Source organism: Rhodococcus sp. DMF-1, from assembly GCF_021441945.1.
Taxonomy (GTDB): domain Bacteria; phylum Actinomycetota; class Actinomycetes; order Mycobacteriales; family Mycobacteriaceae; genus Rhodococcus; species Rhodococcus ruber.
Genome location: NZ_CP090442.1, coordinates 1,778,297 through 1,802,836 on the forward strand (window position 1 = coordinate 1,778,297; position 24,540 = coordinate 1,802,836).

The 24,540-nt window shown below is 70.4% G+C and carries 23 protein-coding genes and 1 tRNA gene; 2 read left to right on the forward strand and 22 right to left on the reverse strand.

The window, feature by feature from the left end; all coding sequences use genetic code 11:
- Position 1 precedes the first annotated feature (1 nt).
- The 3 genes from LZP97_RS08195 to LZP97_RS08205 form a co-directional block, all read right to left on the reverse strand.
- Positions 2-868 carry a DUF881 domain-containing protein gene (locus tag LZP97_RS08195; RefSeq protein ID WP_017681698.1) on the reverse strand — a complete coding sequence of 289 codons (867 nt, stop codon included), beginning with the start codon at positions 866-868 and terminating at the stop codon, positions 2-4.
- A complete protein-coding gene (locus LZP97_RS08200) occupies positions 865-1,482 on the reverse strand; it encodes a CDP-alcohol phosphatidyltransferase family protein (protein ID WP_026137989.1) in 618 nt (205 codons plus the stop codon). Before LZP97_RS08200 ends, LZP97_RS08195 begins: the two co-directional genes overlap by 4 nt.
- Positions 1,483-1,556: 74 nt before the next feature.
- Positions 1,557-2,174, reverse strand: a complete 618-nt coding sequence (locus LZP97_RS08205; protein ID WP_017681697.1) for an NUDIX hydrolase — start codon at positions 2,172-2,174, stop codon at positions 1,557-1,559.
- 130 nt (positions 2,175-2,304) lie between these two features.
- Here LZP97_RS08205 and LZP97_RS08210 point away from each other — a divergent pair, with 130 nt between their 5' ends.
- Positions 2,305-3,243, forward strand: a complete 939-nt coding sequence (locus LZP97_RS08210) for an AAA family ATPase (RefSeq protein WP_017681696.1) — start codon at positions 2,305-2,307, stop codon at positions 3,241-3,243.
- A 24-nt stretch (positions 3,244-3,267) separates the two neighbouring features.
- Positions 3,268-4,236, forward strand: a complete 969-nt coding sequence (locus LZP97_RS08215) for a vWA domain-containing protein (protein ID WP_017681695.1) — start codon at positions 3,268-3,270, stop codon at positions 4,234-4,236.
- 577 nt (positions 4,237-4,813) lie between these two features.
- On the opposite strand, the gene LZP97_RS08220 is transcribed toward LZP97_RS08215, so the two are convergent.
- The 19 genes from LZP97_RS08220 to LZP97_RS08310 form a co-directional block, all read right to left on the reverse strand.
- On the reverse strand, positions 4,814-5,251 hold the full coding sequence (locus tag LZP97_RS08220; RefSeq protein ID WP_010596533.1) for an SRPBCC family protein: 438 nt from the start codon (positions 5,249-5,251) through the stop codon (positions 4,814-4,816).
- Positions 5,241-7,901, reverse strand: a complete 2,661-nt coding sequence (gene adhE / locus LZP97_RS08225) for a bifunctional acetaldehyde-CoA/alcohol dehydrogenase (RefSeq protein ID WP_048773817.1) — start codon at positions 7,899-7,901, stop codon at positions 5,241-5,243. The genes LZP97_RS08220 and adhE overlap by 11 nt, the downstream gene beginning before the upstream one ends.
- Before the next feature lie 448 nt (positions 7,902-8,349).
- Positions 8,350-8,700 carry a HepT-like ribonuclease domain-containing protein gene (locus LZP97_RS08230; protein ID WP_048773818.1) on the reverse strand — a complete coding sequence of 117 codons (351 nt, stop codon included), beginning with the start codon at positions 8,698-8,700 and terminating at the stop codon, positions 8,350-8,352.
- Entirely contained in the window at positions 8,690-8,995 is a 306-nt protein-coding gene (locus tag LZP97_RS08235) for a nucleotidyltransferase family protein (RefSeq protein ID WP_225222424.1), read from the reverse strand. The genes LZP97_RS08230 and LZP97_RS08235 overlap by 11 nt, the downstream gene beginning before the upstream one ends.
- Before the next feature lie 369 nt (positions 8,996-9,364).
- Positions 9,365-9,438, reverse strand: a tRNA-Pro gene (locus LZP97_RS08240).
- Positions 9,439-9,521: 83 nt separating this feature from the next.
- A complete protein-coding gene (der, locus tag LZP97_RS08245) occupies positions 9,522-10,943 on the reverse strand; it encodes a ribosome biogenesis GTPase Der (protein ID WP_048773820.1) in 1,422 nt (473 codons plus the stop codon).
- Positions 10,940-11,602, reverse strand: a complete 663-nt coding sequence (gene cmk, locus LZP97_RS08250) for a (d)CMP kinase (RefSeq protein WP_048773835.1) — start codon at positions 11,600-11,602, stop codon at positions 10,940-10,942. The genes der and cmk overlap by 4 nt, the downstream gene beginning before the upstream one ends.
- Before the next feature lie 17 nt (positions 11,603-11,619).
- Positions 11,620-12,651 (reverse strand): pseudouridine synthase, encoded by a 1,032-nt coding sequence (locus tag LZP97_RS08255; protein ID WP_200903471.1) that lies wholly within the window; start codon positions 12,649-12,651, stop codon positions 11,620-11,622.
- A gap of 12 nt (positions 12,652-12,663) precedes the next feature.
- Positions 12,664-13,350 (reverse strand): SMC-Scp complex subunit ScpB, encoded by a 687-nt coding sequence (gene scpB / locus LZP97_RS08260; RefSeq protein ID WP_010596540.1) that lies wholly within the window; start codon positions 13,348-13,350, stop codon positions 12,664-12,666.
- Complete coding sequence (locus tag LZP97_RS08265) at positions 13,347-14,186, reverse strand: segregation and condensation protein A (RefSeq protein WP_010596541.1); 840 nt, start codon at positions 14,184-14,186, stop codon at positions 13,347-13,349. Before LZP97_RS08265 ends, scpB begins: the two co-directional genes overlap by 4 nt.
- 3 nt (positions 14,187-14,189) lie before the next feature.
- A complete protein-coding gene (locus LZP97_RS08270) occupies positions 14,190-15,191 on the reverse strand; it encodes a ParA family protein (protein ID WP_010596542.1) in 1,002 nt (333 codons plus the stop codon).
- 100 nt (positions 15,192-15,291) lie between these two features.
- Positions 15,292-16,209, reverse strand: a complete 918-nt coding sequence (gene xerD / locus LZP97_RS08275; RefSeq protein ID WP_010596543.1) for a site-specific tyrosine recombinase XerD — start codon at positions 16,207-16,209, stop codon at positions 15,292-15,294.
- Between the two features lie 4 nt (positions 16,210-16,213).
- Complete coding sequence (locus LZP97_RS08280; RefSeq protein ID WP_048773822.1) at positions 16,214-16,840, reverse strand: NUDIX domain-containing protein; 627 nt, start codon at positions 16,838-16,840, stop codon at positions 16,214-16,216.
- A gap of 6 nt (positions 16,841-16,846) precedes the next feature.
- Complete coding sequence (locus LZP97_RS08285; RefSeq protein WP_026138095.1) at positions 16,847-18,631, reverse strand: CTP synthase; 1,785 nt, start codon at positions 18,629-18,631, stop codon at positions 16,847-16,849.
- A gap of 160 nt (positions 18,632-18,791) precedes the next feature.
- Positions 18,792-19,742, reverse strand: a complete 951-nt coding sequence (locus LZP97_RS08290) for a copper transporter (protein WP_010596546.1) — start codon at positions 19,740-19,742, stop codon at positions 18,792-18,794.
- Positions 19,739-20,923 carry a putative cytokinetic ring protein SteA gene (gene steA / locus LZP97_RS08295; RefSeq protein WP_010596547.1) on the reverse strand — a complete coding sequence of 395 codons (1,185 nt, stop codon included), beginning with the start codon at positions 20,921-20,923 and terminating at the stop codon, positions 19,739-19,741. The genes LZP97_RS08290 and steA overlap by 4 nt, the downstream gene beginning before the upstream one ends.
- A 56-nt stretch (positions 20,924-20,979) precedes the next feature.
- Positions 20,980-22,773: a DNA repair protein RecN gene (gene recN, locus LZP97_RS08300; RefSeq protein WP_017682149.1), complete on the reverse strand. Its 1,794-nt coding sequence runs from the start codon at positions 22,771-22,773 to the stop codon at positions 20,980-20,982.
- Between the two features lies 1 nt (position 22,774).
- Entirely contained in the window at positions 22,775-23,719 is a 945-nt protein-coding gene (locus tag LZP97_RS08305; RefSeq protein WP_010596549.1) for an NAD kinase, read from the reverse strand.
- Entirely contained in the window at positions 23,716-24,540 is an 825-nt protein-coding gene (locus LZP97_RS08310) for a TlyA family RNA methyltransferase (protein WP_017682148.1), read from the reverse strand. Before LZP97_RS08310 ends, LZP97_RS08305 begins: the two co-directional genes overlap by 4 nt.

Sequence of the window (24,540 nt, forward strand, 5' to 3'; positions counted from 1 at the left end):
CTCACCGCTCTCCCGTTTCCCGTGCCGCTGCGACATCGCGCACCGTGGCGGCCGGCAGCGCCAGGTCTGCCGCGTCCGCGATGGTGAAACCTACCTCGTAGAGTTGCTGCACCCCCGCCATGCGCAGGTAGGCATCGCTGACCACGAACCCGGTCTGCAACTCGGCAGGAGACCCGACGGCGGAGACCGTGTAGGGCGAGAAGACCGGCCTGTTGTCCACGAGCATCGCTCCACCGGCCTGACGGACGGTGACACCCGGACCGATCCGGACCCCGTTGATCGCGACGGCCTCGGCGCCACTGCGCCAGAGCGCGTTGACGACCGACTGCAGGTCGCGGTCGAGAATCACCGAGGCGCTGCGGGCGCGGTCCTTCTCCGCCGAGTCCGTCAGGTCGGGACGCGACGCCGGATCGGCGAGGGTGACCGTGATTCCCGGCCCGTGCACGGGCGTCGACGCTGCGTCGTCCTCTGCGCGGGCGAGCCGGTCGAGCACCGCCCTCCCTTGTTCGTCGTCGGCGAGCACCGCGATGCGGCGCTGTTCCACCTCGGTCGACAAGTCGTCGCGGGAGGCCGCGAGTGCGTCGTTGCGGTCCTCGGTCGCGCGGACGGTGGCGAGGATGTCGTCGCGCGCCTGCTCCGTCCCGGATTCGCGCTCGATGTTCTGGGCGTATGCCACGCCGAGGACGAGGCCGGCAAGCAGACCACCGAGGACGAGCCACACCCCGATGCCGGTGCGGGTCGGGCGGGAATGGCCGGCGGCGCGGTCGCGCGCCGCGCCGGCGTACCCGGGATCGAGATGGTCCTCGAGCAGCGCTTTCAGCAGCGACGGGACGGGGTTGCGGCGGATCTGCTCCCAGTTGCGGTTCATCCGGTGGCAGGCCCTCCGGACACGGGCACCGCTCGAGCCGTCTGCACCGCCTGCAGCAGGTAGAGCGCGCCCGTCCACACGTAGAGGGCAGTGCCCCAGAGGAGGGCGGCCCACCCCGCGGGTTCGAGGACGTCGCCGGCGGCGGGAAGCGCCTGCGCGGCCAAGAGGAGCGGCAACGCGAACATGAGCAGGAACGTGGCGCCCTTGCCCAGGTACAGCACCTCCGGTGGCGGCAGACCGCGGCGTCGATAGACGGCCAGGGTCGGGGCGAGCACCATCTCCCGGCCGATCAGAAGAACGGCGATCCACCACGGCACGATGCCCCGGGCCACCAGCGCGAGAAGAGTCGTGACGATGTAGAGGCGGTCGACGAGCGGATCGAGCACCGCCCCGAGTCGCGACGCCTGATCGAGCAGCCGTGCGAGTTTGCCGTCGGCCCAGTCGGTGATCCCGCTGAGCATCAGAACCGCGAGCGCCCACCCGTCGGCATGCCGGACGAGGACCAGATAGAGGAAGATCGGGATTCCAGCCAGGCGGACGACACTCAGCACGTTGGGGACGGTGACGATGCGGTCGGATCGAGCCGGCGCACCGGTCGTCGTCGCGTCGTTCATCATCCGTCCTGTCGTTCGGGGAGTCGGTCCCGACAGCCTTGCACACCCCACGCCGCCGCTGCCCGTGCGACCGCTCACCTCCACGCGAACACGGGCTGTTCCAGGTCGTCGATGCGGGTGCTTCGGCGGTGGAGCACGACTTCACGGAACTGGTACATCACCGCCGCGGTCGGTGCGTGGACGAGATGACCCCGGAACGGCCACTGGATCACCGGCTTGTCCGACTCCGGGATGGTGACGAACCGGGGCTCGCTGTCGAGTTCGGACTCGGTGACGGCATAGAGGGCGGCAACCTCGTCCGGGTTGGGGACGAGATCGCCGATCGCCGCATCCACCCACACGACGTAGGGCGAGATGACGTAGCCCGAGCGGGTGATGTAGTCGTCCAGACGGCCGAGAATGCCGCCGGGATCAGCGCGCAGTCCGAGTTCCTCGTGCAGTTCGCGCAGCGCGGCCACGTCGGGGGTCTCCCCGTCGTCGAGGCGTCCGCCCGGCAATGCGAACTGACCGGGATGAGATCGCAGGCGCGTGGGGCGGCGAGTGAGCGGCACGACCGGGTTGCCGTGCCCGTCGTCGAGCACGGCGACGACCACCGCGGCGTGACGCCGGCCGTCCAGGGGCAGGAAACGGGGTTCGAACGCGGAGAGTGCCGACCCGACCTCGCTCGGGTCCAGGGGATTCCGGACGGTCATGGCACCGACACTAGGCGGTAGGAACTGCGATTCTGCGCATGGATCCCCGAAACGGTCCGTTCGGAGTGCCCGGCCGATGCATAGTTGTTCGACGAAACGAACAGATCCAGGGGTACACGAGGACGTGAGCATGCAGCGCACCATCCGATCGATGGCAGAGGTCCGGCGAGGAGTCGCGGAGCGGGTGGTGGGCCGCGTCCGGGAAACCGATCTTCTGCTCGCCGCGATCGGGGCAGGCCGCGACGTGCTCCTCGAGGGTCCGCCGGGGACCAGCAAGTCCACCCTGCTCGGGGCCATCACCGCCGAGCTCGGCAGTCCGCTGATGTTCGTCGAGGGGAACGCCGACCTGACGCCGGCGCGCCTGGTCGGCTATCACGATCCGGCACGGGTGCTGTCCGAGGGCTACCACGAGGACAACTTCGTGCCCGGACCGCTGGTGGCGGCGATGCACGACGGTGGAGTGCTCTACCTCGAGGAGTTCAACCGATCGCCCGAGGACACACTCAACAGCCTGCTGACCGCGATGGCGGAACGGCGGATCACGGTGCCGCGGGTGGGCACGGTGGTCGCCGATCCGGCGTTCCGCGTGGTGGCCTCGATGAACCCGTTCGACAACATCGGCACCGTCCGACTGTCGATGAGCGTGCACGACCGGTTCTGCCGACTGTCGGTGGGTTATCAGGACACGCAGGCCGAACACGAGATCGTCGTCCGGCGAACCGGATGTGGGTCGGCACGGCTCGTCGCCGACGCGGTAGCGCTCACCCGTGCCACGCGAGAGCACCCCGATCTGCGGGGTGGGTCCAGCGTCCGCGGCGCGATCGACCTGACCCTGGTCGCCATGCAACTGTTCGACATGCGGGGGGTTGCAGACGATCTGCCGGACTCGACCGATCCACCGCGGGATCTTCCGGCGGAGTACACCGGCGCTGTGCTCGACGCGCTGCTGGTGGCGCTGTCCGGACGGATCGCGGTCGACGAGGTCTCCGAAACCACGCCCGAAGCGGTCCTGCGGGAGATCTGGCAGGACCACTTCCTTCTCCGTCCTGCTGCCGCCGCCCCCGGTTGAAGGTCCGTCCCCGCCGAGGGCCCCGTGCACCGTCGTGCTCAGCGCCACTCCACCGGCCGGGGAAAGCCGTTCCGGCGCAGACCGAAGCAGCTGTCGGTCGACCCGGCCCTGTACGAGCACCGCGGTGGCGACCAGGGTCTGGTGATGGTGGGTGGCCCGCATCGAGCCGGACGTACCCCCGGATCGGGAGTCGGCGCGGGACCCGGGCAGACCGACGAGCCGGCCGAGGTATTGCCGCTGGCCGATCTCGATGCCTCCGGTCCGGTCGCGGACGCCGAGGTCCGACGCCGGGCACGCGAGATTGCTGCGCGGCTGTCCGTGCCGCGCCCACGACATCGTCGTGCGCCGCGGAGGGGCCTCGGCAGGCTCCGGACGCTGCCGTATCAGGACGGTGCCGAGGAACTCGACCTGGACCGCACCGTCGAGATACTTGCCGAGGACCCGTTCGCACGGTCCACGGATCTGGTGATGCGGGATCGGATCCGCGATCGCCGGAAAGTGGTGCTGGTCGTCGACATCTCCGGTTCCATGCGCGGCGAGCGCATCCGCACCGCCGCGGCCGCGGTCGGTGCCGTGGCCGGCGAACTCGGACACGACGATCTGGCCGTGGTGGCCTTCTGGTCCGAAGCCGCCGTTCTCAGTGCCCTAGGGGAGCCGGTCTCCCCTGCCGCGCTCGTGGACCTGCTGCTCCGGATCCCGAGCAAGGGTCTGACCAACGTCGGCTTCGCGCTCGACGTGGCGGGGGGTCAGCTGCGGGACGTACCTGCGGACGAGGGACGGGTACTGCTTCTGTCGGATTGCGTGCACAATGCCGGGCCCGATCCGAGGACCGCGGCCGGCCGGCTCCCCCGGCTCGACGTGCTCGCCGACATCTCCGGTGAACACGATCTGCTCACCGCCCGCGACCTCGCTCGGTCCGGGAGGGGATTCGCCCTGCCCATCCGTGGACACCGGGATGTCGCTGCAGCGATCTCGCGTGCATTCGGCGCCTGACAGGCCGGTCCGTGCGTGTCTTGCCCGTGATTGGAGTGCTACGTAGCTGGGGAATTCGGTGATTTATACGATTCCGTCCGCGTCGGATTCTGTACATGTCGCCGACCCCGGTTTGTTCCTGAAAACACTAGAGTTCCGTGAGATCCGAAATGGGACGGTGGGTCCTTGCTGATCCCGACGGTCCGGGTTCTGCAGGAACGGACGGGAGAACGTGCCTCCACGAGACGACTCGCCATGCACCGCCCGGCTTTGCGCGGCGTGACCTACCCGGCCCTCCCCCGCATCGGCATCCGCCCATGCCGGACGTCTCGTCGGCAGCTACAACTCCCGGCAGATGTCCCAGGACGTGCCACGGTCCGGCTACCGCCGGGACGACCGGATAGGGCCCGGGATCCGTTCTCGGCAGACGCGGCGTGCAGGGCGCGGCGTGCAGGGCTTCTAGGCCGCGAGCGTCCCCGGAGGGGGCCGTCGGTGACCGACCGCGGGCTCGTGGAAGGCGCCGGGAGCGGATCCGGATGGCACCCTACGCGGCCGGCGGGACGCGTCTGCGGGCACTGCTGCCCTCCCCTTTCCCCGTTCAGCTCTCCACGCGCTTCTTCAGTCCGGTGAGGGTACTGTCGACCAGGCCCTTGATCACTCGGTTCCGTAGGAAGCCGGGCAGCGGCAGGTTGTGATGGATCGTCAGTTCGTACGTCACCGAGGTTCGGTCGGGACCGACCGCGACGAGGTGGTAACGGCCCTCCTGTCCGGTCTGCAGGCGTCCCTGGAGCATCGTCCAGCTCATGCCGTCGTCGCGGTGCCGGTAGGTGAGGGTGTAGCTGTCGGTGCCGACGGTGGCCGACGCCTTGAACCGGGCGGTGTGCGGAAGTCCGGTCCCTTCCTCGGCCTCGAGCACCTCGGCCTCGAGGATCTCGGGAATCCACTCGGTCTGGCTCTCGATGTCACGGATGGTCGTGAGCACGGTCTCCAGGGGTGCGTCGACCTGAATCGTCTTGGTGGCGCTGTCAGTGGGCATGCTCGCCGTCCCCGTAGTAGCCGAGGCGCAGGAGTTCGGTGATCTCGCTGATGAGCGGCATCCGGGGGTTCGTACGATTGCTCAGATCCTGGAACGCGTTCATCGCCAGCTCCGGCAGCGCCGTGACGAACTCCTCCTCGGGGACGCCGATCTCCTTCAGCGTGCGCGGCACCTGCATGCGACGGAGCAGGTCCTCGACGCCCTGGAACAGCCGGCGGCGGCTCTCCTCGGGATCGTGCCCACCGAACACGATCCGTCCGAGCTGGGCGTACTTCTCCGGCGCGACGTACGCGGAATAGCCGGGGGCCGGCATGAACTTGGTCGGCAGGCCGGCGTTGTAGCGAAGGGTGTGGGGTAGGAACACGCCGTTCACCCGGCCGTGGGCGATCCCGAACCTGGCGCCGACGGAGTGTGCGAGCGCGTGGTTCGTGCCGACGAACGCGTTCGAGAATGCGAGACCGGCAAGGGTGGCGGCATTGGACATGTCGGTGCGCGCGGCCAGATCGTCCGGATCGTCGTACACCCGCGGCAGCGCCTCGAAGATCAAGCGCGCGGCCTGGACACAGAACGCGTCGGTGTAGGGCGAGGCGAAGATGGAGGCCACCGCCTCCAGCGCGTGGGTGAGGGCGTCGATTCCGGTGTCGACCGTCAATGTGCGTGGCATCGAGAGGGTGAGCATCGGGTCCACGATCGCCATGTCCGGAACCAGGGAGTAGTCGACCAGGGTCTCCTTGCGGCCGGCGACGGTGAGGACGGCCGCCGGTGAGACCTCCGAACCGGTGCCGGCGGTGGTGGGGATTGCCACCAGTCGCAGCTTGTGCGGATCCTGGGGGTAGTCCGCCATGCGCTTGCGCGGGTCGAGGAACGGCAGGCTCAGCTCGGCGAGGTCCTTCTCCGGGTGTTCGTAGAACAGCCGGATGGCCTTGGCCGCGTCGATCACCGACCCACCACCGATGGCGACGAGCAGGTCCGGCGGATTTCCTTCCAGCAGGGTGACTCCGCGGCGGATGGTGGCCTCGTCCGGTTCCGGCTCGACCTCGCTGAACACCTTGACGTGTTCGGCGCGCAGGTGGGCGCGCAGTTCGTCGACCACTCCCCGCTGTTCACTGAGCGCGTCGGTGACGACCACGACGCTGGTGCAGGGCACTTCCCGGAGGTTCTCGAGGGCCCCTGCGTTGAAGAAGGTGTTCGACGGTACGCGGAACCACTGCGGCGGGGTGCGGCGGTGCGCGACGGTCTTGATATTGAGCAGTTGCTGGTAGTTGACGTTCTCGGTGGTGCTCGACCCGCCCCACGTGCCGCAGCCCAGTGAGAACGTGGGCGTGAGGTTGTTGTAGATCCCGCCGAGGGCCCCTACCGCGGTCGGGGCGTTGACGAGGATCCTGCCGGTCCGCACGGCCAGGCCGTAGGCGTCGATCACGGCCGGGTCGGTGGCGTAGATGGCGGAAGTGTGGCCGAGACCGCCGTGTTCGGTGACGAGGACGGCGGCGTCGATGCCGTGCTGGACGTCGCGGGCGCGCACGAGGCCGAGGACCGGCATCAGCTTCTCCTGCACCAGGGGGTGCGCCGCGAGCCGGTCCAGGTCGGACGGCAGCGGCGCGAGCAGCACCTTCACCGCCGGATCCACCGTGAAACCCGCCCGGGCGGCGAGTTCGGGAGCCTGCTGGCCGAGCGCGGCGAGGTTGACCTTGTCGCCGCAGCCGAACGCGAACTCGGCGATCGCCTCCGCTTGTTCGTCCGTGAGCAGGTGCGCCCCCATCCGCTCGAACTCCGCGACGGTGGCGTCGTAGATCTCGTCGTCGATGATGCAGGTCTGTTCGGCGGGGCAGATCACGGAGGCGTCGAAGGTCTTCGAGATGAGGATGTCGACGACAGCGCCCCTGATGTCGGCCGTGCGGTGCAGGTAGATGGGAGCGTTGCCTGGACCCACACCGAGGGCGGGCTTGCCGGCGGCGTTGGCGAGAGCGACGATCTTCTGCCCGCCGGTGACCCAGATGAAGTCGACCTTCGGATGCTTGAACAGGTAATGGGTGACTTCGTGAGCGGCGTCGGGGATGACCTGGAGCGCGCCGGGAGGCATGCCGGCGGCTTCAGCCGCCGCGCGCAGGATCTCCACCGTGCGTTCGCACGACCGCACGGCGAACGGCGACGGTCGGAAGATGACGGCATTGCGGGTCTTCGCGGCGACGATCGCCTTGTACAGCACGGTGGAGGTGGGGTTGGTGACCGGGGTGATGGCCAGGACGACGCCGATGGGTTCGGCGATACGGACGATGCTGTGTTCGACATTCTCCTCGATGACTCCGACGGACTTCTTGTCCTTGAGGTAGTCGTAGAGAAACTCGGTGGCCACGTAGTTCTTGACTACCTTGTCCTCGAAGACACCGAACCCGGTCTCCTCGATCGCCACCGATGCGAGTTCCGCGGCCGCCCGGATGCCGGCCCGCACCATGGCTTCGACGATCGCATCGACCTGCTGCTGGTCGAGTGTGCGGAACTGGGCCGCTGCCGCGGTTGCCGTGTCGACGACCGCGTCGACCTGCTCGTGCCGGACCGGGCCGGCATCGACGGCGGGGGTGGTCTGCGCTGTGGCTGCGTCGCCGGAGCTGTTGACGGCCTGGGATCCGGTTCCGATCCGGGTTTCGGTCATGTTGTCTCCTCGTACTGGAGATGCCCGTCGTGCCTCGGTGTGGCCGCGGCTTCTGTTCGCGACAGTACTCGCGGCGCAGGGGGTTGACTGCGGTCTTTGGACCCTGACCGTGGGCCATTCGCGGACCTGTCCCGCCGCCGGGGAACGAATGTTGCCCGGGTGGAACGGCGCGGTGTGCCGGAAGGGATGTGCAGACGCGAACGAGGCGGCCCCGGGAAATCCGGGACCGCCTCGTTCGTCGGGCGGGCTGACAGGATTTGAACCTGCGACCACTTGACCCCCAGCCGGGGCTCGAGGACCTGAGCGTGAACCGACTGTCTGTAGTCGTCTGCCCTTGTCTGTCGCTGTCGGTGGTTCAGGCGTGAAATCGAGTGGTCGAACGTGGCGTTGGTCCCCGCCGGGTCCCCGGTGGCACAGCGCGTCGGCCGCTGGCTCCGCCTCCCCGTCGCTATGCGGTTTCGTCTTCGCCGAGGAGCCGTCCAAGTAGCGCGGCCAGGTCCCTGACGCGCGTCGTTGCGACCTCCCAGACGAGCTCGTTGTCAATGACGGCGTACCGGTGGATGAGCACGTTCCGGAAGGCGACGATCCGCGGCAGGTCCGGGATCAGGGTGGCGGTGTCCGGGTCGAGACGGCTGAGCCTGTTGAGCGCCTCGCCGATGATCTCGAACTGTCGCTCAACTGCTGAGCGGAGCATCGCGTCGCTCTCGTACTCGTGCCATGTCCGGTCCGCGACGAACTGGGCGATCAGCCGAGCGGCCTTACGGGCGTCCCATAGCAGCCCCGGCGCCTCAGGCCGCATAGACCTCGTGCCCGTTCTCCTCGACCGACGCAGCGAAGTAGGGATTCTCCAGGGCAACGGGAGAGACAAGATCGACCGGGTGGTCGAGCAGGGCTTCCAGAGACTCCTTGAGACCGAAGTAGGCGTCGAAGCGGTTCGCGACGTCGTCGCGGAACTCGACGAGGAAGTCGACATCACTGGTCGACTCGTTGAAACGTTCGGTGACGGCCGAGCCGAAGATGACCAGCCGCTTCACGCCGTACCGCTCGCAGGTCTCGGCGATCGCCGCGCGATCAAGCACGAGAGGCCCAGCCATGACGCTCTCCTTCCCCTCCCGGAGTCGACTTGCACCAGTCTGGCACGTCATGCATCGGCACCCGACAATTCTGCCCGCGGGACGGGGGGCTGACGCTCTCGAGGGGCACGCCAAATCGTTCCGGAGCGACCTCGACGGCCGCCGAAGCTGCGTGAGACAGAACGGCTGGCCGTCGAGGTTGATCCGTGTCCAGGGGTCCAGGGGGCGGGAGCCACTTGGTACCACTCCCCTCGCGTTGGGACGGCCCGAGGACGGCGCGGCAGCGCCGCCTTCTGGTCCCCAGCGTCCCAACCTTGCAGTCGTTCGACGGAGCCGCGGTGGGGACGAAAAAGGGGCCTGACCTGTATGAACAGGTCAGGCCCCAGAAAGTCGGGCTGACAGGATTTGAACCTGCGACCACTTGACCCCCAGTCAAGTGCGCTACCAAGCTGCGCCACAGCCCGTCCGCGCTCTCGTCGAGCGCTCGTTGAGATTACAACAGGGACGGACCGATTCACCAATCGCCTGGTCACGGCACTTGCGGACGCTACTTGCTCCGGCGGTCCCGCTTCTCGCGCACGCGCACCGAGATCCGCACCGGGCTGCCCTCGAAGCCGAACTCCTCGCGCAGCCGCCGTTCGAGGAAGCGGCGGTAGCCGGCTTCGAGGAAGCCGGTGGTGAACAGCACGAAGGTCGGCGGTCGGGTGCCGGCCTGGGTGGCGAACAGTACCCGGGGCAGGCGGCCGCCGCGCATGGGCGGCGGAGTAGCGGCGATGACCTCCTTGAGCCAGGTGTTGAGACGGCCGGTGGAGATGCGCTTGTCCCAGGACTCGAGGGCGGTCTCCATGGCCGGCACGAGCTTCTGCACGGCGCGGCCGGTCTTCGCGGAGATGTTCACGCGCGCCGCCCACGGCACGCGCAGCAGGTCGCGTTCGATTTCCCGGCTCAGCTCGTAACGTCGGTCCTCGTCCACGAGGTCCCACTTGTTGAATGCGATGACGAGGGCGCGGCCGGCGTCGGCGACCATCGAGATCACCCGCTGATCCTGCTCGGTGATGGGTTCGGAGGCGTCGATCAGCAACACCGCGACCTCGGCGGCCTCGATGGCGCCGCGGGTGCGCAACGAGGCGTAGAACTCGGCGCCGGAGGCGGTGTTGACGCGTTTGCGCAGACCGGCGGTGTCCACGAACCGCCAGGTCTTGCCGCCGAGTTCGACGAGGGAGTCCACCGGGTCGACCGTCGTGCCTGCGACGTTGTGGACCACGGATCGTTCGTCGCCGGCCAGCTTGTTGAGCAGGCTGGACTTGCCGACGTTCGGTTTGCCGACCAGTGCGACGCGACGTGGCCCCTGTCCCCCGGTGCCTTCACGCGGGGTGCGCGGCAGCACCGCGAGTAGTTCGTCGAGCAGGTCGCCGGTGCCGCGACCGTGGGTGGCCGAGACCGAGTACGGCTGCCCCAGGCCCAGCGACCACAGTGCCGCCGCCTCCGACTCGACGCGGTCGTCGTCGACCTTGTTCGCGACGAGCAGCACCGGCGTCTTGGACCGGCGCAGCACCTTGGCCACGGCCTCGTCGACGGCGGTGGCCCCGACGGTGGCGTCGACGACGATCAGGATCGCGTCGGCCGTGCGCATCGCGATCTCTGCCTGTCGCGCGACGGATTGTTGCAGGCCCTTGGCATCGGGTTCCCATCCCCCGGTGTCCTGCACCATGAATCGGCGGCCGTTCCAGGTGGCCTCGTACGAGACGCGGTCGCGGGTCACGCCCGGCACGTCCTCGACGACCGCTTCGCGGCGGCCGATGATGCGGTTGACCAGGGTGGACTTGCCGACATTGGGGCGTCCGACCACGGCGACGGTCGGCACGGGCACGAACTCTTCGAGTTCGGCGGCCCCGGCGAGCTCGAGGTCCCAGTCCGATTCCTCCGACCAGGTGCCGTCGCCGGCGAATTCCGTCACGTCCTCGCTCACAGGGTCGCTCCCGTCTGTTCGGCGACCACGGCGGCGAGCGCGGCGATCACTTCGTCGATGTCCATCTCGCTCGTGTCGACGACGATCGCGTCGTCCGCCGCGCGCAGCGGGGACACCGCGCGGGTGGAGTCGAGGTGGTCGCGGCGCTGCACCGCGGCGAGCACCGCCTCGTAGTTGTCGCCGCGGCCTTCGGCGATGTTCTGCTGGTTGCGCCGCTGTGCCCGCGCCTCGGCGGAGGCGGTGAGGTAGATCTTCACATCCGCGTCGGGAAAGACGACGGTGCCGATGTCGCGGCCCTCGACGACGATGTGCCCCGCGTCGCGGCCGATGCGCTGCTGCGCTGCGACGAGGGTCCGGCGGACGGCGGGGACGGCGGACACGGCCGAGACCGCGCCGGTGACCTCCGCGCCGCGGATGATCTCGCGGACGTCCTCCCCGGCGAGCCGGATGTCCTCGGCCTCCGGGTCGGTCCCGATCGACCAGGGCAGGGACGCGGTGGCGGCGGCGATGGCGGCCGGATCGGACAGGTCCGCCCCGGCACGCAGCACGTGCAGGGTCGCGACGCGGTACATGGCGCCGGTGTCCAGGTAGGCCGCGCCGAGGAGCTGGGCGAGTCGCTTGGAGACGGTGGACTTGCCGGTGCCCGAGGGACCGTCCATGGCGACGACGAGCGAGCTCACAGGCCCACCGCCTGGTAGAGGCTGCCGACTTCCTTGCGGCCGAGCACCCGCAGGGTGCCGGGTCGCTGGTCGCCGAGCGCGACGGGGCCGATGTCGGTGCGCACGAGGCGGATCACGGGGTGGCCGACGGCGTCGAGCAACCGGCGCACGATGTGCTTGCGGCCTTCGTGCAGTTCGAGGCGGACCAGGGATTGGCCCTCGTTGACCTGGAGGAGCGCGAAGGAGTCGACCTTGGCGGGGCCGTCGTCGAGTTCGACGCCGGCGCGCAGCTGCTTGCCGATGCCGCGCGGAAGGACGCCCTTGACAGTGGCGAGGTAGGTCTTGGTCACCTCGTAGGAGGGGTGCATGAGCCGGTGGGCGAGTTCACCGTCGTTGGTGAGCAGCAGCAGTCCTTCGGTGTCGGCGTCGAGCCGGCCGACGTGGAAGAGGCGCTGGCCGGCGGCGACGCGTTCGGAGACGATGTCGCCGACGCAGGGGCGGCCGAGGTCGTCGGACATGGTGGACTGCCAGCCGCGGGGCTTGTTGAGCACGAGGTGGACGAGGTCCTTGTCGACGACGACGCGGATGCCGTCGACGCGGATCACGGCGTTCTCGGGGTCCACGCGCAGGCCCTGCTCGGTGACGATGGCGCCGTCGACCTCGACGCGGCCGGCGGCGATGAGTTCTTCGGCGGCCCGGCGGGACGCGACTCCGGCCTGGGCGAGGACCTTCTGCAGGCGCACGCCTTCGCCGGCGGGCAGTTGCGGGCGTTCGGCAGCGTGCTGGTGCCGGGCGGGTCTGGCGTTGCTGATCTTGGGCAGGGCCGCGGGGCGCTGGGCCTGGGGCTTGGGGGCGGCGGGACGGCCGCGCTTGTTGAGCGGGGTGTCGCCCTTGCGGTGTGCCTTCTTCGGTGTGGCCGCGCCGGCGGCGGGCTTCGATGTGGCCGCGCGGGCGGCGGGTTCGCCCCGGCGTTCGCGGGGTAGGTTCCCTGCGCGGGAGTTGGTCTTTCTGCGGTCCGGTGTGCCATCACGGCGAGCGGGCTTGTGCACTTTTTTCCTGTCTCAATCGGGATCGAACGGCGCGGGCGAGGGGACCTCGGTGCGCGGGTTCCTTCCCATTCTCGCAAATCGTGGGTCGGCCTCGAGACTTTCGCTGATGTCGTCGATCACATCGACGTCCGGGAGCAGTGGCGCGAGCGGCGGCAGATCGTGCAGGGAGGCCAGTCCGAGGCGTTCGAGGAACAGTTCGGTGGTGACGTAGCGGGTGCCGCCGGTCTCGGGGTCGGTGCCGTCCTCGGCGATCAGGTCGCGGGCGAGGAGGGTGCGCATGACGCCGTCGACGTTGACGCCGCGCACCGCGCTGACGCGGGCGCGGGTGACGGGCTGGCGGTAGGCGACGACGGCGAGGGTCTCGAGGGCGGCGCGGGTGAGTTTGGTGCGGGCGCCGCCCTGCAGGAGTCGTTCGACGTAGGGGGCGTAGTCGCGGCGGGTGTAGAAGCGCCAGCCGTCGCCGGCGTAGCGCAGGTCGATGCCGGAGCCGCGCGCGTCGAGGTCGGCGGCCATGCGGTGCAGGGTGGTCTCGACGCGGGTGGCGGTGACGCCGATCGCGTCGGCGAGCTGGGCGTTGGGTGCGGGGGTGTCGACGACGAGCAGCAGTGCTTCGAGGGCGGCGGCGAGTTCGTCGTCGCTCATCTCGAGCAGTTCCGCGTCGAGTCCGTGCGCATCGGGGTCCGGTGTGGCGCTGCTCACCCGTAGTCCTCCTCGAATGTGGTGACGGTGTCGTCGTTCTCACCGGTCCAGGCCACGTGCAGCGGTCCGAGCGGTTCGGGTTGGTCGAAGGTGACGGCTCGTTCGCGGTAGAGCTCGAGCAGTGCGAGGAACCGGGCGACGACCTGGAGGCCGTTGTCGCATTCGGCGACGAGGTGACCGAAGGTGGCCCAGGTGCCGGCGCCGAGGGCGCGCAGCAGGGTGAGCAGGCGGGCGGCCTGTTCCGGGACGGAGACGCGGGGGGTGTGGAGGTGGTCGAGGCCGACGCGCGGGGGCGGTTTGGGCCGGAAGGCGGCGGCGGCGATCTCGGCGAACCGGGTCGCGTCGACGCCGAGGACGACCTCGGGCAGCAGGTTTTCGTACTGCGGTTCGAGTGCGACCGTGCGGGGGTAGCGGCGCAGGGCGGCGGCTTCGAACTCGGCGAACCGGTCGGCGATCTGTTTGAAGGCGCGGTACTGCAGCAGGCGGGCGAAGAGCAGGTCGCGGGCCTCGAGCAGGGCGAGGTCCTCGGGGTCGTCGACGTCGCCCGAGGGCAGGAGGCGAGCGGCCTTGAGGTCGAGCAGGGTGGCGGCGACGACGAGGAATTCGGTGGTCTGGTCGAGCCCCATCCGGGGGCCGAGGGCGCGGGTGTAGGCGATGAATTCGTCGGTGACCTCGTGCAGGGCGACTTCGGTGACGTCGAGGCGGTGCTGGGAGATCAGGGTGAGCAGCAGGTCGAAGGGGCCTTCGAAGTTGCGCAGTCGTACTTGGAATCCCGCGGGGGTCGCGGCGGGCTGGGCCGGATCCGGTGGGGTCGGGCCTGGGTTGTCCACGGTCACGGGTTATCGGCCGGAGCGGTGGATCACTTCGCGGGCCAGGGCCCGGTAGGACTCGGCGCCGGCGGATTTCGGCGCCCAGGTGGTGATGGGTTCGCCGGCGACGCTGGTTTCGGGGAACCGGACGGTGCGGGCGATGACGCTGTCGTAGACGAGGTCGCCGAAGACCTCGACGACGCGGGACATCACCTCGCGGGCGTGCAGGGTGCGGGAGTCGAACATGGTCACGAGGATCCCGGCGAGGCTGAGCTTGGGGTTGAGCCGGTCGCGCACCTTGTCGACGGTGTCGTTGAGCAGGGCCAGTCCGCGCAGGCTGAAGTACTCGCATTCCATCGGGATGATGACCGCGTCGGCGCAGGCGAGGGCGTTGACGGTGAGCAGGCCGAGGGACGGCTGGCAGTCGACGAGGATGTAGTCGTAGCGGTCGAGGACGGGGTACAGGGCTCGGCCGAGGGCTTGTTCGCGGCCGACCTCGGAGACGAGCTGGATTTCGGCGGCGGACAGGTCGATGTTGCTCGGTAGCAGGTCCAGTCCTTCGACCCGGGTGTGCAGTAGGACGTCGTCGACGGAGATTCCGCGTTCGACGAGCAGGTTGTGCACGGTCAGGTCGAGGTCGTGGTGGGCGACGCCGAGTCCGGCGGACAGGGCGCCCTGGGGGTCGAGGTCGACGAGCAGGACGCGACGGCCGTATTCGGCGAGGGAGGCGCCGAGGTTGATAGTGGAGGTGGTCTTGCCGACCCCGCCCTTCTGGTTGCACATCGCGATGATCTTCGCGGGTCCGTGACCGGGCAGCGGCTGCGGTTCCGGGACGTACCGGCGGGGTCGTCCGGTGGGGCCGAGTTCGGCTTCGGGTTCCGCGGTGTGGGTGGGGTCCGGGTCGGTGTGGGCCGCGTCGACGTCGGGGCGGCCGTGGAGCAGGGCGTGCTGCGAGGCCGGCGCTGTGTTCGCGGCGGGCGCTGTGTCCGCCGCGGGCGCTGTGTCCGCTGCGGGCGGTTGTGGTGTCGCCACTGTCCCCTGCTCCCCCTGTCCTGCTCGCTCGGCTGTCGGGTCAACGCTACCGCTTCGGATGGTGCGATGGCGCCGTGGACACGCCCTGCCGCCGTGGTGGCTACCGGGCGCGGGGGTGGGCCCCGGCCCATACTTCGCGCAGCGCACCGGCTGTGACCTGCGTGTAGATCTGGGTGGTGGTCACCGAGGCGTGGCCGAGGAGTTCCTGCACCACGCGCACGTCGGCGCCGCCGTCGAGGAGGTGGGTGGCGAAGGAGTGGCGCAGGGTGTGCGGGGAGACGGCGGCGGTGATTCCGGCCCGGCCGGCGGCGGTCTGCAGTACCTGCCAGGCGCTCTGCCGGGACAGTCGGCCCCCTCGGGCGTTGAGGAACAGGGCCGGGGTGTGTCCGGTGGCCAGGGCGGGGCGGCCGCGGACCAGATAGGCGTCGACGGCGGCCAGTGCGGGGCGGCCGACCGGTACGACGCGTTGCTTGCCGCCCTTGCCGCGCAGCAGCACCGACCGGTGGGTGGTGTCGAGGTCGTCGACGTCGAGGCCGACGGCCTCGGAGATGCGCGCGCCGGTGGAGTACAGCAGTTCGAGCAGCGCCCGGTCGCGCAGGTCCCGGGGTCCGTCGGCACCGGTGCCTGCGGCGTCGAGGATGGCCGATACGTCGGCGACCGGCAGGGCCTTCGGCAGGCGCCGGCCCGCGGCGGGGGGTTTGACGGCGCGGGCGACGTCGACGGGGGTGCGGCCTTCGGTGGTGGCGAAGCGGTGCAGGCCGCGCACGGCGACGAGGGCTCGGGCGGCGGAGCTCGCGGCGAGGGCGGGCCTGCCGCGTTCGGGGTCGCCGCGGCGCAGCGCGGTGACGAAGTCGCCGACGTGTTCCTCGCGCACCTCGGCGAGGTCGGCGATGCCGAGGTCGGTGAGGTGTTCGAGGTATCGGGTGAGGTCGCGGCGGTAGGAGGCGAGGGTGTTGGGGGCGGCCCCGCGTTCGACGGTGAGGTGGTCGAGGTAGGCGTCGAGCTGTCGGGCCAGCACGGCGTCAGTTCCCGAGGCTCTTGGTGCGCAGCAGGGCGCGGGGCCGGTCGGGCCACTCGGCGTCGGCGGGACGCAGGGCCCCGTCGCGGCGGGTGGCGGCGAGAGCGAGGATTCCGGCGACCGCGGTGGCGTTGACGATCTGTCCGCCGAGCACCATGGCGACGGCCTCGTCGACGGGGACCCGGCGGATCTCGAGGTCCGCCTCCTCGTGTTCGGGGTCGGGCCGGTCGGCGGTGGACAGGTCCCGGGCCGCGTATACGCGCACGGCCTCGTCGGTGAACCCCGGGGACAGGGCGAGGTCGACGAGCAGGTCCCAGCGGGCGGCGGCCAGGCCGGTCTCCTCGGTGAGTTCCCGGCGGGCCGCGTCGAGCGGGTCCTCGCCGGGCGCGTCGAGCAGCCCGGCGGGCAGCTCCCAGAGGCGGTGGCCGAGCGGGTGGCGGTACTGGTGGATGAGGATCAGCCGATCCTGTGCGTCGACCGCGGCGATCGCGACGGCGCCGTGGTGTTCGACCACCTCCCGCTCGGCCTCGTGCCCGTCGGGCATGGCGACCCGGTCCACGCGCAGCGACACGATGGCGCCGGTGTGGATCCGGCGTGTGGACAGTGTCCGGAACTCGTGTCGCTGCGTCACGGTCGGCTACTTGCCGCCGGCGGTGGCGTTCTCGGACACGGTGGCGTCCTCGGACACGGTCGGCGCCGCGGCGCCGCCGTCGACCAGGGCGTGGTCGGCGTCGTCGCCGTGCACGTCCACCGGCAGCCGCTCGGCGGCCTTGTACCGCAGCGCGGCCGCGACGAATGCGGAGAACAGCGGGTGCGGCCGGGTGGGGCGGCTCTTGAGCTCGGGATGCGCCTGGGTGGCCACGAAGAACGGGTGCACGTCGGCGGGGTATTCGACGAACTCGACGAGATGCCCGTCCGGGGAGGTGCCCGAGAAGGTCAGGCCCGACTTGGCGATCCGGTCGCGGTAGGCGTTGTTGACCTCGTAGCGGTGGCGATGCCGCTCGGAGACCCGTTCGCTGCCGTAGGCACGCGCGACGACCGAGCCCTTGGTGAGCACGGCCGGGTAGGAGCCGAGCCGCATCGTGCCGCCCAGGTCGGCTTCTCCCGCGACGGCCTGCTCCTGATCGGCCATCGTGGAGATCACCGGGTGGGTGGTGTCGGGGTCGAATTCGGCGGAGTTCGCGTCGGCGATGCCGACCGAGCGGGCCGCTTCGATGACCACGCACTGCAGGCCCAGGCACAGGCCGAGCAGCGGGATCTTGCGGGTGCGGGCGTAGCGGATCGCGCCGAGTTTGCCTTCGATGCCGCGGATGCCGAAGCCGCCGGGGATCAGGACCGCGTCCACGTCGCCGAGCGCGGCCTGGGCGCCGGCCTCGGTTTCGCAGTCGTCGGAGGGCACCCAGCGGATGTCGACCTTGGCGCGGTGTGCGAACCCACCGGCCCGCAACGCCTCGGTGACCGACAGGTAGGCGTCGGGCAGGTCGACGTACTTGCCGACGAGGGCGACCCGCACGGTCTCGCGGGGCTGGTGCACCCGGTCGAGCAGATCACCCCACACGGTCCAGTCCACGTCGCGGAACGGCAGGCCGAGCTGGCGGACGACGTAGGCGTCCAGGCCTTCGCGGTGCAGGACCTTGGGGATGTCGTAGATCGACGGGGCGTCGGGGCAGGAGATGCAGCCGTCGACGTCCACGTCGCACATCAGCGCGATCTTCGCCTTGAGGGCGGCGGGGACCTCCCGATCGCAGCGCAGCACCAGCGCGTCGGGCTGGATGCCGATGTTGCGCAGCGCCGCCACCGAGTGCTGGGTGGGCTTGGTCTTCAGCTCGCCCGACGGGGCCAGGTAGGGCACGAGGGAGACGTGCAGGAAGAAGACGTTGCCGCGACCGACGTCGTGGCGGACCTGGCGAGCCGCTTCGAGGAAGGGCTGGGACTCGATGTCGCCGACGGTTCCCCCGATCTCGGTGATGACCACGTCGGGAACGTTGCCGTCCTTGTCGGGGCCGGCCATCGCCATGATCCGGTTCTTGATCTCGTCGGTGATGTGCGGGATCACCTGGACGGTGTCGCCGAGGTACTCGCCGCGCCGCTCCTTGGCGATGACCGTGGAGTAGATCTGGCCGGTGGTGACGTTGGCGGCGGCGTTGAGATCGCGGTCGAGGAAGCGTTCGTAGTGGCCCACGTCCAGGTCGGTTTCGGCGCCGTCCTCGGTGACGAAGACCTCGCCGTGCTGGAAGGGGTTCATGGTGCCGGGATCGACATTCAGGTAGGGGTCGAGCTTCTGCATGGTCACGCGCATTCCGCGCGCGGTGAGAAGAGCGCCCAGGCTCGATGCCGTCAGCCCCTTGCCCAACGAGGAGGCGACACCCCCGCTGACGAAGATGTGCTTGGTGGCGGTACGCGAGTGGCGTGACTGTGGCAAAGAAGCTCCCGTGACGTCTGGTGCAGGACTTCGGACTGATGACGGAACAACTGGGGCCTGCACGACCCACGGAACTTCACGGTAACACCTGCCGCGGGTCCCGCGTACACGACTCGCCCGGATCGGACGGGGATCACACCGTCCGCCGCGGCGCGCCCCGTCAGCGGGCGGCGGTTCCGACGGTGACGGCGCCGGCGTTGGGCCCGGTTCCGTACCGGCCCGACACCCCGGCGAGCTGTTCCTGCAGCGCCAGCACCGTGGTGATACGGCCGGATTCGCGGTCGACGGTGTCGACCGTGGACAGACCGGCCGACAGCGCCGCGTCGGCCCGCACCACGGCAACGGCCCCGTTGCCGACGGCGGCGCCGGGCCGTCCGGCCAGGACCGTGCCGGCGCCCCGGGAGTCGAACGCGGCGGCGAAGCGGGCCAGCAGCGCGCCGCGGTTACCGCCGGCCTCGGCCCCGGCCTCCCCGTCGCCGGTGACGACGATCGCGGCCTGCGCGGGCTCGACGGTCCCGTCGTCGTATGCGACGAATCCGCCGCCGCGCAGCGTGGACAGGGCGAGGTCGCGTTCCTGGGGGGTGCTGCGCGGTTGCGCGTTCGCCGGATCGACGAGCAGCACGGCGCCGAGCAGGTCGCCGGCCAGGCTGCCCTGGTCCACGGCGCCGGTCTGCAACTGCACCCCGGCGGGCACGACGTTGGTGACGGTGGTGCGCAACTGGTCGGCGCCCGCGGCGTCGACGAAGGACTCGGTCAGCGAGATCCGGCCGGTCACGGCGGCGCCCGCGGCCTCGACGGTGCGGATCACCGCGTCCAGGTCCGCCGGGTCGGTGTCGGGGGTGGCGATCATGAGCACCGTGCGACCGGCGAGCGTGTCGCGCACGATGCGTCCGGACACGGCGGCGTCGAAGCCGTCCGCCGCGTTGAGCTGCTCGGTGAGCGCGTTGGTGCGGTCCTCGGCGTCCTGCAGCCGGCGCTGCAACTCGGACCGGTCGTCGCGCAGGCCGGCGACGACGCTGTCCGACAACAGCCCGGAGCCGAGGGCGATGCCCACGGCCAGGGCGAGGAAGACTGCTGCGATCGAGATTGCGTGGTGACGCAACGAGATCACGCGGTCAGCCCCTGCACCCACACCACGAGGCTGTCCCAGCTCTGCACGGCCCAGTCCACGACGTCGCCGCCGAGGTTGGACACGATCAGGGCGACGATCACGGCGATCAGCGCGGCGAACACCAGCAGGGCGATCACCCCGCCGGAGACGCGGCTGCGGTAGAGGGTGGCGACGGCCTTGGCGTCGACCAGTTTCGGGCCCACCTTCAGCCGGGTCATGAACGCCGACGGGTTGCTGTCACGGCGGCCCTGGTCGAAGAACTCGTCGAGCGAGACGGTGCTGCCGACGGTGACGACGAGGGCGGCGCCGTGGTGGTCGGCGAGCAGCAGCGCCAGGTCGGCGGGGGCGCCGGTGGCGGGGAATGTCATCGCGCCGATGCCCAGGTCCTGGATCCGTTCGAGACCGGGCGCGTGACCGTCGTGATCGGCCGGCAGCACCACCTCGGCGCCGGACTTGAGGGTTTCGGTGCCGATCTCGTCCGGGTCGCCGACGATCAGATCCGGCCGGTACCCGGCGCGGACGAGCGTGTCGGCGCCGGTGCCGACACCGACGAGGATCGGCGAGTACTCCTTGATGAACGGTTTGAGATTCTTCAGGTCCTGCTCGTGGTCCGGTCCGTCCGCGACCACCACCACGTGCCGGTCGCGCAGGTCCACGTCGACGTCGGGCACTCCGACCCCGTCGATGAGCAGCGGGCTCTCCGAACGGATGAACTCGATGGTGTTGCCCGAGAACGCCTCGAGGTGGTCGACCAGACCGGTTTTCGCCTCGATCATGCGGTCGGAGATCTCGGTCTCGGTCTGCTCCTCGCCCTGGATCAGCAGCCGCTCCCCGGAATAGACCCCGCCCTCGTGCAGGCGAACCTTGGCGCCGTCCTTGATCTTCTTGAACACCTCGGGACCGGTGTTGTCGATCAGGGCGATGCCGTTGGCCACGAGCACCTCGGGGCCGAGGTTCGGGTAGCGGCCGGTGATCGACGTCGAGGCGTTGACCACGGCGGTCACTCCCGCCTCGACGAGCGCGTCGGCAGTGACACGGTCCATGTCGACGGCGTCGAGAACGACGATGTCGCCGGGACCGACCCGACGCAGGAGCTTGGTCTGGTTCTTGTCGACCCGGGCAATGCCGCTCACTCCGGGCAACGTTTCGTTATTGCGTGACAGCAGCGCCGGCATCTTCATGGCATCGATGATGAACCCGGGCCGCGGCCGGGCAACGGAGGCGCGCCGGGGCGGGATCAGCCCCGGCGTTCGGCGTGCGCGGTGGCGAGCAGTTCCTCGGCGTGGGCCCGGCCCGTCTCGGTGTCGCCGAGACCGGCGAGCATGCGGGCGAGTTCGGCGACTCGTTCGGTCTCGGTGAGGGTGCGCACCCCGCTGCTGACGACGCCGCCCGCGTCGTCGACCTTGTCGACGACGAGATGGGTGTCGGCGAATGCAGCGACCTGCGGTAGATGGGTGACCACGATGACCTGATGCGTGCGGGACAACCGGGCCAGGCGCCGGCCGATCTCGACCGCCGCGCGACCGCCGACCCCCGCATCGACCTCGTCGAACACCATCGTGGCGCCGCGCTCGGATCCGGCCAGCACCACCTCGAGCGCGAGCATCACGCGGGAGAGCTCGCCGCCGGAGGCGCTGCGGGCGATCGGCAGGGACCGGGCGCCGCTGTGCGCGGCGAGCCGGAACTCGACGTCGTCGACACCCGACGTGCCGGCGTGCAGCAACCGCCCGCCGACCTCGAGAGGTGCGCTGTCCTGCGGTCCCGCCTCCCGGTCCCGCACCTGCACGTCCAGACTCGCCCGTCCCATCGCCAGGCCGGAGAGCTCCTTGCTCACCGCCTTGGCGAGCTTGTCGGCAGCCTTCCTGCGGGCGGCGGTGAGGGCGGTGGCGGCTTCGGCGGTCGCGGCCGCCTCACGGTCGGCGCGTGCGGCGAGCTCGGCGACCGCATCGGCGGACACGTCGATCCGCGACAACCGATCACGGGCGTCGCGGGCCCACGCGAGCACGCCGTCGATGTCCGCGGCGTACTTGCGGGTGAGCGATTTCAGCTCGGCCTGACGGCCGAGCAACGTCTCGAGGACACCCGGATCGGACGGCAGGTCCGACAGGTACCCGGACAGCTCGCCCGCGACGTCGGTGACCACGGCGATGGCCTCGTCGAGCCGCGGCCCGAGCTCGCGCAGGGCGGGGTCCTCGGCCGCCTCGAGGCGCGCCCGGGACTCCCCGAGCAGATCCAGCGCCGCCGCGCCGCCCACGTCGTCGCCGTCGCCGCCGGCGAGCGCGGCCTGTGCGCCCTGGGCGGAGTCGCGCAGCGAATCGAGGTCGCCGAGCCGGCGCACCTCGGCCACGATCCGGGTGTCCTCCCCCGGCTGCGGGTCGACCGCGTCGATCTCGTCGAGCGCGAACCGCAGGCGGTCCGCCTCCTGCGCGAGTTCGCGGGACTTCTCGGTGCGTTCGAGTAGTTCGTCCCGCGCGGCCAGCCAGCGCCGGCGGTGTTCCTGGTACGTCGACAGCAGCGACGTGATCGTCTTGCCGGCGAACCGGTCGAGCGCGGCGCGCTGCTGGTCGGGTCGCAGCAGCCGCAGCTGATCGTTCTGGCCGTGCACGGTCAGCAGCGGATCGGTGAACTCCGAGAGCACCCCCACCGGGACACTGCGACCGCCGAGGTGGGCGCGGGAGCGGCCGTCGCTGCCGACGGTGCGGACCGCGATGATGCTGCCGTCCTCGTCACGCTGGGCGCCGGTCGTCTCGAGCAGTCGCGCCACCTCCCGCTCGACGTGGCTGGGCACGGCGCCCGCCGCGCCCGAGCCGCCGTCGGCGTCGATGCAGAACCGACCCTCCACGACGGCGCGGGCGGCGCCGACACGGACGCGGGTAGGGTCGGCGCGGACCCCCGACAGTAGATGCAGGCTGGTCACGACCATGGTCTTGCCGGCTCCGGTTTCGCCGGTCAGGACGGTCAGACCGCCGTGGAACTGGGCGCCCGCCTCGGAGATGACCCCCAGATTGTCGATCCGGATCTCGGCAAGCACCTCACAGTCTCCTTCCCCGCCAGCCCTTCACCGGAAGATCGAACTTGCGCACCATTCGGTCGGCGAACGGCGCCGAGTCCAGGCGCACCCACCGCACGGGATGCTTGCCGCGGACCACCTCGAGCCGCCCACCCGCGGGCAGGTCGAGGGTGCGGCGGCCGTCGCAGAACACCAGCCCGTCGTGGCTGCCGGCGAGGGTCTCCACGGCGATCAGCGATTCCGGGCTGGTCACCATGGGCCGGGCGAACAGAGCGTGGGCGTTGCTGGGAATCACCAGCAACGCTTCGAGTTCCGGCCAGACGATCGGGCCGCCGGCGGAGAACGCGTAGGCGGTCGAGCCGGTCGGGGTGGCGATCAGCACTCCGTCGCATCCGAACGCCGACACCGGCCGACCGTCGACCTCGAGCACCACCTCGAGCACGCCCAGGCGGGACTTGTTCTCGAGGCTGGCCTCGTTGAGCGCCCATCCCCGGTCGACGATCGCGTCGTCGACCCGGATCGCGACGTCCAGCGTCATCCGCTCCTCGACCCGGTACTCGCGGCGCACCACCTGTGCCAGCGCCTCCTCGAGATGCTCGGTCTCGGCCTCGGCGAGGAAACCGATGCGTCCCAGGTTGATTCCGAGCACGGGCACCGTCGCGCACTGGGCCAGTTCGGCGGCGCGCAGGAAACTGCCGTCGCCGCCGAGCACGATCACCATCTCGCAACCCCGGGCGGCGTCCGGTCCGGGTTCGACGATGCGGACCCGGCCCTCGGGTCCGGCCAGGGGACCCAGACCGGTGCTGGCGACCTCGTCGTCGAGCACCCGCAGCCCGATGCCGGCCTCGCCGAAGATCTTCGCCGTGCGCTGCGCCGTCGCGGCGATCTCGACCCGTCCCGAGTGGGACACGAGCAGGACCTCGCGGGTCGCGCGCTCCGGGCCGGGCGCTGCACTATCTGTGGTCACTGGGGTCCTTCCTGCACGGCTCGTTCGACCAGCTCGACCACGTCCGCGTCCGGCTCGGCCGGGCCCGGTTCCCCGGCGCGCAGCCACAGGAAGTATTCGACATTGCCGGACGGACCGGGCAGCGGACTGGCCACCGCCCCGAGGGTACGCAGCCCGAGAGTCTGGGCTTCGCGCGCGACGTCGAGGACCGCCTCGGTCCGCAATGCCGCATCCCGGACGACACCGCCACTGCCGACCCGCTCCTTCCCGACCTCGAACTGCGGTTTGACCATGGGTAGCAGATCTGCGCCCGCGGTCACGCACCGCACGAACGCCGGAAGCACCAGCTTCAGCGAGATGAAGGACAAATCCGCCACCACCAGCTCGACCGGCCCCCCGATCGCGTCCGCATCGATGTTACGCACGTTTGTTCGATCGATCACGCGGACCCGGTCGTCGGACTGCAGCCGCCACACCAGCTGGCCGTAGCCCACGTCGACGGCGACGACTTCCCGTGCGCCCTCGTGCAACAGCACGTCCGTGAAGCCCCCGGTGGAGGCCCCGGCGTCGAGACACCGCCGGCCGGCGACCCGAAGTCCCCGGTCGGTGAACGCCTCGAGGGCGCCGAGCAGCTTGTGAGCACCTCGTGACGCCCACTCCACCTCGTCGGCGACCTCGGTGACCAACAGGGGCGCCCCCGGATCGACTTGCGTCGCAGGCTTCGTCGCGACCGTGCCGTGGACGAGGACCCGTCCCGCAGCGATCAGCTCGCCGGCGTGCTCGCGGGACCGGGCGAGGCCCCGACGGACCAGCTCCGCGTCGACTCGCGCTCGCCGGGCCAC

Excerpts from the sequence above, each read along its gene's own strand:
- LZP97_RS08195 (WP_017681698.1), bottom strand. The coding sequence starts at position 868 with ATGAACCGCAACTGGGAGCAGATCCGCCGCAACCCCGTCCCGTCGCTG.
- LZP97_RS08200 (WP_026137989.1), bottom strand. The coding sequence starts at position 1,482 with ATGAACGACGCGACGACGACCGGTGCGCCGGCTCGATCCGACCGCATC.
- LZP97_RS08205 (WP_017681697.1), bottom strand. The coding sequence starts at position 2,174 with ATGACCGTCCGGAATCCCCTGGACCCGAGCGAGGTCGGGTCGGCACTC.
- LZP97_RS08210 (WP_017681696.1), top strand. The coding sequence starts at position 2,305 with ATGCAGCGCACCATCCGATCGATGGCAGAGGTCCGGCGAGGAGTCGCG.
- LZP97_RS08220 (WP_010596533.1), bottom strand. The coding sequence starts at position 5,251 with ATGCCCACTGACAGCGCCACCAAGACGATTCAGGTCGACGCACCCCTG.
- adhE (WP_048773817.1), bottom strand. The coding sequence starts at position 7,901 with ATGACCGAAACCCGGATCGGAACCGGATCCCAGGCCGTCAACAGCTCC.
- LZP97_RS08230 (WP_048773818.1), bottom strand. The coding sequence starts at position 8,700 with ATGCGGCCTGAGGCGCCGGGGCTGCTATGGGACGCCCGTAAGGCCGCT.
- LZP97_RS08235 (WP_225222424.1), bottom strand. The coding sequence starts at position 8,995 with ATGGCTGGGCCTCTCGTGCTTGATCGCGCGGCGATCGCCGAGACCTGC.
- cmk (WP_048773835.1), bottom strand. The coding sequence starts at position 11,602 with ATGGACGGTCCCTCGGGCACCGGCAAGTCCACCGTCTCCAAGCGACTC.
- steA (WP_010596547.1), bottom strand. The coding sequence starts at position 20,923 with ATGAAGATGCCGGCGCTGCTGTCACGCAATAACGAAACGTTGCCCGGA.